Raw genomic sequence first — 11688 nt, 5'->3', positions numbered from 1 at the left:
GAGCCTTGCCGAGTCGTCTACATCTCTGACCGCACTTTTATGCCGTCATCTCTTGCGCAAGCTGGGCGCAAATCACGCAAGTCATTTGCGTGCATGGTGGAAATTCCACTTACGCCCGGGACGGCCTACGTTTCTCCGCATGCGGTTCCTCCACATCGACGCCCGGCTGAGCACTCGGCGCCTCGGGCTGCCCAGGCGGGCCGTCTCCCAGATCCTGCTCACCCAGCTGGCCATCGCCGCCGGGGTCCTCACCCTGGCCACAGGTCTCTTCCTGGCCCCGCTGGGAGCGCAGCTCGACGACCAGGCCATGCGGCGCGCACTGGCCATCGCCCAGAGCGCCGCCGCCGACCCCTCGATGGCCGCCGACCTCCTCGATTCGGGCCCGTCACCGGACAGCCCGGTCCAGGGCGCGGCGGAGCGGATCCGTTCGGCCACGGGCGCCGAGTACGTGGTCGTCGTGGACCTGGACGGCATCCGCCGCTCCCACCCCAACCCCGACCGCATCGGTGAGCCGGTCTCCACCGACCCCGGCGACGCCCTGGCGGGCCGCGAGGTCATGGAGATCGACGAGGGCACCCTGGGCCGGTCCGCGCGGGGAAAGGTGCCACTGCTCGCCTCCGACGGCGAGATCGTCGGGGCCGTCTCGGTCGGCATCGCCTACGGCAGCGTCCAGGACCGGCTGCTCGGCGCCATCCCGGGCCTGCTCGCCTACGCGGGCGGCGCGCTCGCGGCGGGCGCGCTCGCCGCCTACCTGCTCTCGCGCAGGATCCAGCGGCAGACCCGCGACCTGGCCTTCTCCGATATCGCGGGCCTGCTCTCCGAACGCGAGGCCATGCTGCACTCCATCCGCGAAGGCGTGATCGCCCTCGACCGAGCCGGGCGGGTCCGGCTGGTCAACGACGAGGCGGCCCGGCTGCTCGGCCTCGCACCCGACGCCGCCGGCGCCGTCGCGGGACGCGCGCTGGACGACGTACTCGGCGCCGGACGCACCACCGACATCCTGACCGGCCGCGTGGAGGGAAGCGACCTGCTCACGGTCCAGGGCCCCAGGGTGCTGGTCGCCAACCGGATGCCCACCGAGGACGGCGGAGCAGTGGCCACCCTGCGCGACCGCACCGAGCTGGAACACCTGGGCCGCGAGCTCGACTCCACCAAGGGCCTGATCGACGCCCTGCGCGCCCAGGACCACGAGCACGCCAACCGGCTCCACACCCTCCTCGGCCTGCTGGAACTGGGCCTGCACGAGGAAGCGGTGGAGTTCGTGACGGAGGTCGTCGGCGTGCACCGCAGCACCGCCGAGCAGGTCACCGAGAAGGTCCACGACCCGCTGGTCGCCGCCCTGCTGGTGGGCAAGGCCACGGTCGCGGCGGAGCGCGGCGTCCCCCTGCGGCTGGCCGAATCCGCCCTGCTGCCCGACCGCCTCGTCGACCCGGGAGGGCTGGTCACCATCCTCGGCAACCTGATCGACAACGCGCTGGACGCGGCGGCGGGCTCACCGGGGCCCCTGGTGGAGGTCGACCTCCGGGCGGAAGGCCGCACGGCGGTCCTGCTGGTCCGCGACAGCGGCCCCGGCGTCCCCGTGGCCCGCCGCGAGGAGATCTTCACCGAGGGCTGGTCGACCAAGCAGCCCCAGGCCCACACCCACCGCGGGCGCGGCCTCGGTCTCGCACTGGTGCGGCGCCTGGCGGAGCGGCAGGGCGGCACGGCCCGGGCCGGCGGGGCAGCGGACGGAGGGGCGGAATTCTCCGTCGTACTCCCGGAGGCCCTGCGATGAACACGTTCGACGCGAAGGTGTTTGACGTATTGGTCGTCGACGACGACATGCGTGTTGCCCGGATCAACGCGGCGTACGTGGCGAAGGTTCCCGGCTTCCGGGTGTCGGCCCAGGCCCATTCGGCGGCCGAGGCGCTGTCGGTCCTCGAGACCCACCCCGTGGACCTGATCCTGCTGGACCAGTACCTGCCCGACGAGAACGGCCTCGACCTGGTCCGGCGCCTGCGCGAACGCGGCCACCGCACCGACGTGATCATGGTGACGGCCGCCCGCGACCTGGCCACCGTCCAGGACGCGATGCGACTCGGCGCCCTCCAGTACCTGGTCAAACCCTTCACCTTCGCGGGCCTGCGCACCCGCCTGGAGGCCTACGCAGCCCTGCGCCGCACCCTGGACACGGGCGGCGAGGCCGAACAGGCGGAGGTGGATCGGATCTTCGGCACCCTCGCCGCGGTCGGCGCCGACGCCCCGAACCACCTCCCCAAGGGTCACTCCGCCGCCACCGCGGACCTGGTCCGGCGCATTCTGCTGGACGCCGGGGGCCCGCTCTCCACCCAGCAGCTCGCCGACCGCGCGGGCATCAGCCGGCAGACCGCCCAGCGCTACCTCAAGCTCCTCGACCGCACCGGCCGCGTCACCCTCGCCCTGCGCTACGGGGAGACGGGCCGCCCGGAACACCGCTACCGCTGGCGCCCGACCGCCACCGGACGGACCGCGGAGCCCCCGGCGGGCTGACCGGCCGCGACGCCCGCCGTCACACCCGGGGCACGGGGTGCTGTACGAGGCTGCGGGCGCAGTCGGCGATTGGTATCGGCGGCGGGCCGGGTCCGCCAGCCCGGCACCCGTTCGGCCTTGTCCGCGGCGTGCAGGTGCTTGCGTCCCAGGTGGGGGGCAGGGCGCGCAGGCCCGGGGTGACCCGGGCGAGGATGCGTACGGCCGTGTCGGGGAGGTTCCGGGTGGGCACCTTGGCGGCGGCGTCGCCGAGCCGGTCGCGCAGGACGGCGGCCAGCTCCTACATCCACAGGAACTCACCGGCCGCGATGAACCGCTCTCCGGCCGCCCCGGGGGCGGTCATGGCCCGGATGTGCAGGTCGGCGAGGTCACGGACGTCGACGACCTCGAACCCGATCCGGGCCGTTCCGGGCATGCCCCGAGGAGGCTCTCGACGATCTGCGCCGAGCCGCGGTGGGAGTGGTGCAGCAGCGGTCCGAACACGGCGCCGGGCAGCACCGTGGTCAGCCGCTCCCCGGCGGCCCGCAGCACGCGCAGGGCGCCGTCCCGGGCCGGTGCGCGCACCGTGATCCGTACGTCGTAGCCCTGCTCCAGCAGCCGGGTGACGCACCATCCGGCGACGTACCCCGTACCCCGGGCCACCAGCACCGCCGCAGCCAACTCACACTCCTCGCCACCCGCTTCCCCACCCGCGAAGACCTGATCGTGGCCGTGTACATGCACGAGGGTCATCGACGGCCTCCGCCACGGCGCTCCCGGTACGCCCCCTGCCTGACCGGCCCGGACGTCCGCCGTGGGGGCCTACACCGCCCCGGCCCCCGTCAGGGAGCGGACCTCCGTCTCGGCGTGCCGGCGCTCGTCCGGCTCCTCCGCCGAGGTCACGGTGCCCAGCCAGCCCGCCAGGAAGCCCAGCGGGATCGACACGATGCCGGGGTTCTGGAGCGGGAAGTACTGGAAGTCCACACCCGGGAACAGGGATTCAGGACTGCCGGAGACCACCGGGGACAGCGCCACCAGCAGTACCGCCGGAACCAGCCCCCCGTACACCGACCAGACGGCGCCCCGCGTGGTGAACCCGCGCCAGAACAGCGAGTACAGGAGCACCGGCAGATTCGCCGAAGCCGCCACCGCGAAGGCCAGCCCCACCAGGAAGGCAACGTTCAGGTCCTGCGCGAGCAGCCCCAGCGCGATCGCCACCGCTCCGATCCCGACCGCCGCCGTCCTGGCCACAGCCACCTCACTGCGCTGCCGGGCGTGGCGGCGCTTGAGCGAGGCGTACAGATCGTGCGCGACGGAGGCCGACGAGGCGAGGGTGATCCCCGCGACCACCGCGAGGATGGTCGCGAAGGCGATGGCCGCCACGAAGGCGAACAGCACCGCCCCACCGGTCGATTCGGCGCCGCCGCCCAGGAAGGCCGCCAGGAGCGGAACCGCCGTGTTCCCCGAGGCGTTGGAGGCCCTGACCTGCTCCGGCCCGAGCAGCGCCGCCGCGCCGAAGCCCAGCACGATGGTCATCAGGTAGAAGCCGCCGATCAGCCCGATCGCCCAGACCACCGACCGGCGTGCCGCCCGCGCCGTCGGCACCGTGTAGAAGCGCGACAGGATGTGCGGGAGCCCGGCCGTCCCGAGAACCAGCGCGAGCCCGAGGCTCATGAAGTCGAAGCGCGCCGTCCAGTCCCCGCCGTACTTGAGCCCGGGGCCCAGGAACCGGTCCCCGTGCCCGCTGCGCTCCGCGGCGCTGCTGAGGAGCTGGTCGAAGTCGCCGTGGAAGCGCAGCAGGACCAGCACCGTCAGGGTGATCGCCCCGCCCATCAGCAGTACGGCCTTGACGATCTGGATCCAGGTGGTGGCGCGCATGCCGCCGAAGGACACGTAGACCACCATGAGCGCGCCGACCCCGATCACGGTCAGCGTCCGGGCGGTCCGGCCCGAATCGGCGAGCAGCAGGCCCACCAGGCTGCCCGCTCCGACCATCTGCGCGACGAGGTACAGCACGGAGACGACCACCGAGGAGGTCCCGGCGGCGATCCGCACCGGCCGCTCGCTCATCCGCGCGACGACCACGTCGGCGAGCGTGAACCGGCCGCAGTTGCGGACGAGTTCGGCGACGAGGAACAGCACGACCAGCCAGGCGACGAGGAAGCCCACCGAGTACAGCAGGCCGTCGTAGCCGAAGAGGGCGATCAGACCGGAGATGCCGAGGAAGGAAGCGGCGGACATGTAGTCGCCGGCGATGGCGAATCCGTTCTCCAGGGGGGAGAAGAGCCGCCCGCCCGCGTAGAACTCCTCGGCGGAACCGTGCCGGTTGCGGCTCACCCACGTCGTGATGCCCAGGGTGACCGCGATGAAGACGCTGAACAGGAGCAGCGCCAGGGTCTGGTGCTCGGTCGTCACCGGCCCGCCCCCCGCGCGCGGTTGCGCTCCCCGGCGTCCGACCGGCGGACCTGTTCCTGTTCGAAGACCGTCCAGCGCAGGTCCAGGGCCGCGCGGTCGCGCCGCAGCCGCGCGTGCCGGGCGTAGGCCCAGGTGAGCAGGAAGGTACTGAGGAACTGGCCGAGGCCTGCCAGCAGGGCCACGTTGACGGACCCGACCACCGGACGGGCCATCATGCCGGGCGCCGCGGTGGCCGCGATCACGTAGGCGACGTACCAGAGGAAGAAGCCGGCGGTCGCGGGGACGACGAACCTTCGGTAGCGGCTGCGCACCTCCTGGAAGGCGGCGCTGCGCTGCACTTCGAGGTAGATGTCGGACGCGGCGTGCGCGTTCGGGCCACTGGAGGCGGAGCTCGGCGGTGACGTTTCGGCACCCTCGCCGGCCGGCCCGACCGGGCCTTCACCCACGCCTGCACCCGCGCCCTCCCCCCAGCCGACGGCCAGCGCGTCGTACCAGGGGTCGTCCAGCCGGATCGTTCCGGCATCACGACCTTCGTGCTTGTCCACCGAACTCTCCTTGTCCGCCGCCGCAGTGGCCGCGTGCCCACAAGGATGTGCGGGAGGGGCGCTTTCCGGACTGGTGTCCCGGTGCTCTTCACTCCATCAGGTGATGGAGTGAAGAGCACCGGTGTGCCAGTGCGCCGGAAGTGCCTCGGGAGAAGTACCCGTGGCCCCCGTTCTGGTCAGGCGTCGATCCGCGAGCGGTCGAGGGTGGCGGCGGAGCTGGTGATGAACTCCTTGCGCGGGGCCACCTCGTTGCCCATGAGCAGGTCGAAGACCGACTCGGCCGAGTCCAGGTCGCCGATGTTGATCCGGCGCAGGGTGCGGAACCGGGGATCCATGGTGGTCTCCGCCAACTGGTCAGCGTCCATCTCGCCGAGACCCTTGTAGCGCTGGATCGAATCCTTGTAGCGGATGTTCTTGCGCTGGTACTCGAGCAGGGTCTGGCGCAGCTCGCTGTCCGAATACGTGTAGACGTACTTGTCCTGGCCCTTCTTCGGCTGGACGAGCTCGATCCGGTGCAGCGGCGGCACGGCGGCGAAGACCCGGCCGGCCTCGACCATCGGGCGCATGTAGCGCTGGAAGAGCGTCAGCAGCAGGCAGCGGATGTGCGCGCCGTCCACGTCGGCGTCGACGAGCAGGACGATCTTGCCGTAGCGGGCGGCGTCGATGTCGAAGGTCCGGCCCGACCCGGCTCCTATGACCTGGATGATCGCCCCGCACTCGGCGTTCTTGAGCATGTCCGAGACCGAGGACTTCTGGACGTTGAGGATCTTGCCGCGGATGGGCAGCAGCGCCTGGAACTCGGAGTTCCGCGCGAGCTTTGCCGTACCGAGCGCCGAGTCGCCCTCGACGATGAAGAGCTCGCTGCGCTCCACGTCGTCGCTGCGGCAGTCGGCCAGCTTCGCGGGGAGCGAGGAGGACTCCAGCGCGGTCTTGCGGCGCTGCGCCTCCTTGTGCTGGCGGGCCGCGATCCGGGTCCGGGCAGCCGCGACGATCTTCTCCATCACGGAGCGTGCCTGCTGCTTGTCGTCCCGCTTGGTGGAGGTCAGGAAGGCCTTGAGCTCCTTGGCGACGACCGCCGAGACGATCCGGGTGGCGGCCGAGGTGCCGAGCACCTCCTTGGTCTGGCCCTCGAACTGCGGCTCGGCGAGACGGACGGTGACGACCGCCGTCATGCCCTCCATCGCGTCGTCCTTGACCACGTCGTCCTCGGCCACGCGCAGCAGCTTCGCGGAGCGCAGCACCTCGTTCACGGTCTTGGTGACCGAGCGCTCGAAGCCGGAGATGTGGGTGCCGCCCTTGGGGGTGGCGATGATGTTCACGAACGACTTCACGTTCGTCTCGTAGCCCGTGCCCCAGCGCAGGGCGATGTCCACGCCGAGCTCGCGGGTGACCTCGGTGGGGGTCATGTGGCCGCGGTCGTCGAGGACCGGGACGGTCTCCTTGAAGGTGCCGGTGCCGGTCAGGCGCAGGACGTCGCAGGCGGCCTTGTCCTGCGCGAGGTACTCGCAGAACTCGCTGATGCCCCCGTCGAAGCGGAAGGTCTCCTCGCTCTTGCCGGCCCCTTCCAGGGCGCGCTCGTCGCGGACGACGATGGTCAGGCCGGGGACGAGGAAGGCGGTCTGGCGGGCGCGCTGGTAGAGCGTGTCCAGGGTGAGCTTGGCGTCCTTGAGGAAGATCTGCCGGTCGGCCCAGTACCGGACGCGGGTGCCGGTCCTGCCCTTGGTGACCCGCTTGCCCTTGCGCAGGCCGTTGGCGGGGTCGAAGGGGCTGTCCGGACCCTGCTCGGTGAACATCCCGGGGACGCCCCGGCGGAAGCTGATGGCGTGCGTGGCGCCGTTCCGGTCGACCTCGACGTCGAGGCGGGCGGAGAGGGCGTTGACCACGGAGGCACCGACGCCGTGCAGGCCGCCGGAGGCCGCGTACGACCCGCCGCCGAACTTGCCGCCGGCGTGCAGCTTGGTCATGACGACCTCGACCCCGGAGAGGCCGGTCTTGGGCTCGACGTCCACGGGGATGCCGCGGCCGTTGTCCCGGACCTCGACGGAGGAGTCCTCATGGAGGATCACCTCGATGTGGTCGCAGTACCCGCCCAGGGCCTCGTCGACGGAATTGTCGATGATCTCCCAGAGGCAGTGCATGAGGCCCCGGCTGTCGGTGGACCCGATATACATGCCGGGGCGCTTGCGGACGGCCTCGAGGCCTTCGAGGACGAGCAGGTGCCGCGCGGTGTAGTTGGAACCGTCCCGGTCTGCTCCGGGCAGCAGTGCGCTGGAAGGCACGGACGTGTCGGCGGTCACGCAGTTCGCTCCTCGCTGAATTTCTTTTCTGGCCCGGTCGGGCGCAGTGGTGGCTCGGCTGCCGCTGGAAGGGTACCGAGGCCTGGTAGAGCCGATGTAACGCCACCCCACGCCCTCCACCAGCCTAGTGCAGATCCGTACGCGCGTTCGATCCCCCGTGGGAGTGAAGCAAACATCACGTTCCCTTCCACGCATGAACCATTTAGTGTTCGGGCACGTCCTCATGAACAACCGGCACCCAGCCGGAGAGGGCAGAACTGCGACAAGCGAACGACCTGACAACGCGAAACCGTAAAGCGACGCAATACGGCTCCTTCGCCGCCAACCGGCAACAGCCGGCCAGCTTCGGAAGGAAGTTTCGAGGAAAAGCCGAGAGCGGGAACGTTTTCGGCCTGGTTGGATGTTGACCCTGGTACGACAGCTCGTCGAGCTAGAGAAGAGGCGACGTGACTACTGTTCTGACACCCGCGACCCCGCTGACGGCCGCTGACCGATGCGACCGTTGCGGCGCCCAGGCATATCTGCGCGTCGTCCTGCTGAGCGGCGGTGAACTGCTCTTCTGCGCCCACCACGGACGCAAGTTCGAGCCGGAACTCAAGAAGATCGCCGCGGAAATACAGGATGAGACCGAGCGGCTCACGTCCGCTCCGGCGGCGAGTGCCGCCGAACCCGAGGACCGCTGACACAAGGCCTGCACCTCGCATCCGACGAGCCAGGACCGGCCAGGCCGGTCGACGGGCGGTACCTCTGCGACCCAGAGGTACCGCCCGTCCTCATGTCCGGAGCCGCCCGTCCACGGGGCCCGGGGCCCTGCGGCTCCGGGCCCCGTGCGTCGAGGTCCGCCGGGGCGCGGCCGTCCGGCGCGTCCGTCCGGTCCGCGCGGGCCGTCAGCGCCGCGCGGGCCGTCAGCGCCGCGCGGGCCGTCAGCGCCGCGGTGCGGGCCGGTCCGCCGCCAGATGCCCCCGTGCGGGCCCCTGAGCGGGCCGTACGCCCGCCCCCAGCACTCCGCGGACATCAGGGCGGGCCTGCTTGCCCCGGGCCGCCTGTGGGCCGCCGGTGAGGCCCGCGACGAAGTCGATCAGCGGTGCGATCCGGGTGTAGACCCCCGGGCTGTCGGCGCGCCCGCAGCCACGCCCCCAGGACACCAGCCCGATGAGCCGGCCCTGGGCCACCAGTGGGCCCCCGCTGTCGCCCTGGCAGGCGTCCTTGCCGCCCTCGCGGTCCCCCGCGCACACCATGGAGTCGGCCCGGTACTGGCCGTCGGCGTCCCCCGGGTACGCCCGGCCGCACACCTCGTCCGCCAGCACCGTCACCCTGGCCGCCCGCAGCGCGTAGGCGTAGTCCCCGAAGCCGCTCGTGTCCCCCCAGCCGTACACGGCGGCCTCGGTCCCCGCCGCGTACGCCGGATGCCCGAGGTCGGCCATCGGCAGCACGTTCTGCGCGGCGACGGCTTCGTCCAGCTCCAGCACGGCCAGGTCACCGGCATTGCTGATCGGGTCGTAGCCCGGGTTGACCCGGGCGGAACGCACCGCGATCTCCCGGCCCTCGCTCGCGCGCAGCTCCGTACGCCCGGTGATCACCCGGAAGTCGCGGACCGCGTCGACCGGGCCTCCCAGGACCGCGCGACCCAGGCAGTGGGCCGCGGTCACCACCTTGGTCGGGGAGACCAGGACGCCCCCGCAGAACTGACCGCCGCGCGTACCCCCGAACCGGTCACGGCTCGCGAGCGCCACCACCCAGGGGGCATCTGCCACCTTCACCGGCTTGCCGCCGATCACCACGCTGTCCGCGGCTGCTCGCGGCGCCTGGCTCAGCGGCGCCGCCGCCGCTCCCGCCACCAGGGTCAGCGCGCCCGCCAGAACACGGGCAAAGGGACGACGCATGAGGCCTCCTGACTCCGAGTGTGCATGACTCCACCCAGAGTGGGACGCCCGGTGGCCGTGCGCACCCGCGCGGCCACCGTCGGCGACCTGCGGCGAACGCCCCGCCGGTCGGTCCAGCCCGGTCCGGATCAGTCCAGGTAGTCGCGCAGGACCTGGGACCTGGAGGGGTGACGGAGCTTCGACATGGTCTTCGACTCGATCTGGCGGATGCGCTCACGGGTGACCCCGTAGACCTTGCCGATCTCGTCGAGCGTCTTGGGCTGGCCGTCCGTGAGGCCGAAGCGCATCGAGACCACGCCGGCCTCGCGCTCGCTGAGGGTGTCGAGTACCGAGTGCAGCTGCTCCTGCAGGAGCGTGAAGCTCACGGCGTCGGCCGGGACCACGGCTTCGGAGTCCTCGATGAGGTCGCCGAACTCGCTGTCTCCGTCCTCGCCCAGCGGGGTGTGCAGGGAGATCGGCTCGCGGCCGTACTTCTGGACCTCGATGACCTTCTCGGGGGTCATGTCGAGTTCCTTGGCCAGCTCCTCCGGGGTGGGCTCGCGGCCCAGGTCCTGGAGCATCTGGCGCTGGACGCGGGCCAGCTTGTTGATGACCTCGACCATGTGCACCGGGATGCGGATGGTGCGGGCCTGGTCGGCCATGGCGCGCGTGATCGCCTGCCGGATCCACCAGGTGGCGTACGTGGAGAACTTGTAGCCCTTGGTGTAGTCGAACTTCTCCACGGCGCGGATCAGGCCCAGGTTGCCCTCCTGGATCAGGTCCAGGAAGAGCATGCCGCGGCCGGTGTAGCGCTTGGCGAGGGAGACCACGAGGCGGAGGTTGGCCTCCAGCAGGTGGTTCTTCGCCCGTCGGCCGTCCTCGGCGATGATCTCCAGCTCGCGCTTGAGCTTGGGTGCCAGCTTGTCGGAGTTGGCGAGCTTGTCCTCGCCGAAGAGTCCGGCCTCGATGCGCTTGGCGAGCTCGACCTCCTGCTCGGCGTTGAGGAGGGGGACCTTGCCGATCTGCTTGAGGTAGTCCTTGACGGGGTCGGCGGTGGCGCCGGCCACGGCGACCTGCTGGGCCGGGGCGTCATCCTCGTCGTCCGAGATGACGAAGCCCTTGCTCTCGGCGCCTTCCTCCTCGTCCTCGGACTCGGCCTTGGCCGCGCCGGGACCGTCTTCCGCGGTTTCCTCGTCGCCGGCGTCGTCGGCGTCCTTCTTGGCGGATGTCTTCTTCGCCGCCGTCTTCTTCGCCGCGGTCTTCTTGGCGGGCGCCGCCTTCTTCGCAGCCGTCTTCTTCGCAGCCGTCTTCTTGGCCGCGGGTTCGGTCGCGGTCCCCTCCGCGAGGGCCCCCACGGTCTCCGGGTCGGCCGCCTCGGCCTCCGGGACCGGCGCCGCGGGCACGGCCACCGGCTTCGCCACTGCCTTCTTGGCGACGGGTTCGGTGGCAGTCCGCTTGACGGGGCTCTTCGCTGCGACGCTCTTGCGGGTGGTGCGCTTGGGCGACTCCGCGGCACTGACCATCAGCGTCACACCCTCTTCCTCGAGGATCTGGTTGAGGCTGCGCAGAACATTCTTCCACTGGGTCGCAGGAATCTGGTCAGCCTCGAAGGCCCGACGCACGTCATCGCCGGCGATCTGCCCCTCGGCCTTGCCCCGCTCGATGAGCGCCATCACAGACTCGGAATCGGCGATCTCCGGCGGGAGCGTACGGGATGTGCTGGCCGACACGAACAACCTCTCGGAACGATGGAAACGGCTTCCGACCCCGGGCCTGGTGGTGCTGGACCGGAGCCGACGACCACCGACTGGGGATGGGCCGGCGGCGCGGGCAGGGGCCGGGGAGCTGTACAGCATCCCAAGGGCTGCTGTCTTCCCTCCGTCGGCCATCACCTCTTAGGTCATCGCGTGACCTCGCGGAGCGTTACGCCCAATCTTCGTGGCCCGAGTCACACCCCGTTTGGTGCCATGCCGGTCATACCGTCATTTGCGTGCGTCCGGTGTGTCCGAACACGCCCCGTTTCGCGGACGGGACGGAGGCCCTGAGCCGGTGCCCCGGAGGCCGGGAGCCGGTGCCGAGGCCGGA

At 71.2% G+C, this 11688-nt stretch carries 9 protein-coding genes; 3 read left to right on the top strand and 6 right to left on the bottom strand.

The window, feature by feature from the left end:
- Window positions 1–139: 139 nt before the first annotated feature.
- Window positions 140–1774, top strand: coding sequence for a sensor histidine kinase (locus OG389_RS28015; protein ID WP_328301203.1), 1635 nt, complete (start codon window positions 140–142; stop codon window positions 1772–1774).
- A complete protein-coding gene (locus OG389_RS28010) occupies window positions 1771–2508 on the top strand; it encodes a response regulator (protein ID WP_328301202.1) in 738 nt (245 codons plus the stop codon). The genes OG389_RS28015 and OG389_RS28010 overlap by 4 nt, the downstream gene beginning before the upstream one ends.
- 336 nt (window positions 2509–2844) lie before the next feature.
- On the opposite strand, the gene OG389_RS28005 is transcribed toward OG389_RS28010, so the two are convergent.
- The 4 genes from OG389_RS28005 to OG389_RS27990 all read right to left on the bottom strand — a co-directional run bounded on the left by OG389_RS28005 (window position 2845) and on the right by OG389_RS27990 (window position 7741).
- Window positions 2845–3237 (bottom strand): hypothetical protein, encoded by a 393-nt coding sequence (locus OG389_RS28005; protein ID WP_328301201.1) that lies wholly within the window; start codon window positions 3235–3237, stop codon window positions 2845–2847.
- 69 nt (window positions 3238–3306) lie between these two features.
- On the bottom strand, window positions 3307–4899 hold the full coding sequence (locus tag OG389_RS28000; protein ID WP_328301200.1) for a solute symporter family protein: 1593 nt from the start codon (window positions 4897–4899) through the stop codon (window positions 3307–3309).
- On the bottom strand, window positions 4896–5444 hold the full coding sequence (locus tag OG389_RS27995) for a DUF485 domain-containing protein (protein ID WP_328301199.1): 549 nt from the start codon (window positions 5442–5444) through the stop codon (window positions 4896–4898). The genes OG389_RS28000 and OG389_RS27995 overlap by 4 nt, the downstream gene beginning before the upstream one ends.
- Window positions 5445–5620: 176 nt before the next feature.
- A complete protein-coding gene (locus OG389_RS27990) occupies window positions 5621–7741 on the bottom strand; it encodes a DNA gyrase/topoisomerase IV subunit B (RefSeq protein ID WP_328301198.1) in 2121 nt (706 codons plus the stop codon).
- Between the two features lie 446 nt (window positions 7742–8187).
- Between OG389_RS27990 and OG389_RS27985 the strand changes: the two genes are divergently transcribed.
- Complete coding sequence (locus OG389_RS27985; protein WP_112449103.1) at window positions 8188–8424, top strand: DUF7455 domain-containing protein; 237 nt, start codon at window positions 8188–8190, stop codon at window positions 8422–8424.
- 240 nt (window positions 8425–8664) lie between these two features.
- Here the strand turns inward: OG389_RS27985 and OG389_RS27980 are convergent, their stop codons facing one another.
- Both OG389_RS27980 and OG389_RS27975 read right to left on the bottom strand, forming a co-directional pair.
- Entirely contained in the window at window positions 8665–9624 is a 960-nt protein-coding gene (locus tag OG389_RS27980) for a S1 family peptidase (RefSeq protein ID WP_328301197.1), read from the bottom strand.
- 128 nt (window positions 9625–9752) lie between these two features.
- Window positions 9753–11339, bottom strand: a complete 1587-nt coding sequence (locus tag OG389_RS27975) for an RNA polymerase sigma factor (RefSeq protein ID WP_328301196.1) — start codon at window positions 11337–11339, stop codon at window positions 9753–9755.
- Window positions 11340–11688: the final 349 nt, after the last annotated feature.

This window comes from Streptomyces sp. NBC_00435, assembly GCF_036014235.1.
Lineage (GTDB): Bacteria > Actinomycetota > Actinomycetes > Streptomycetales > Streptomycetaceae > Streptomyces.
Note: the sequence above shows the minus strand (reverse complement) of the source record. Positions and strands in the feature narration are given on the sequence as shown.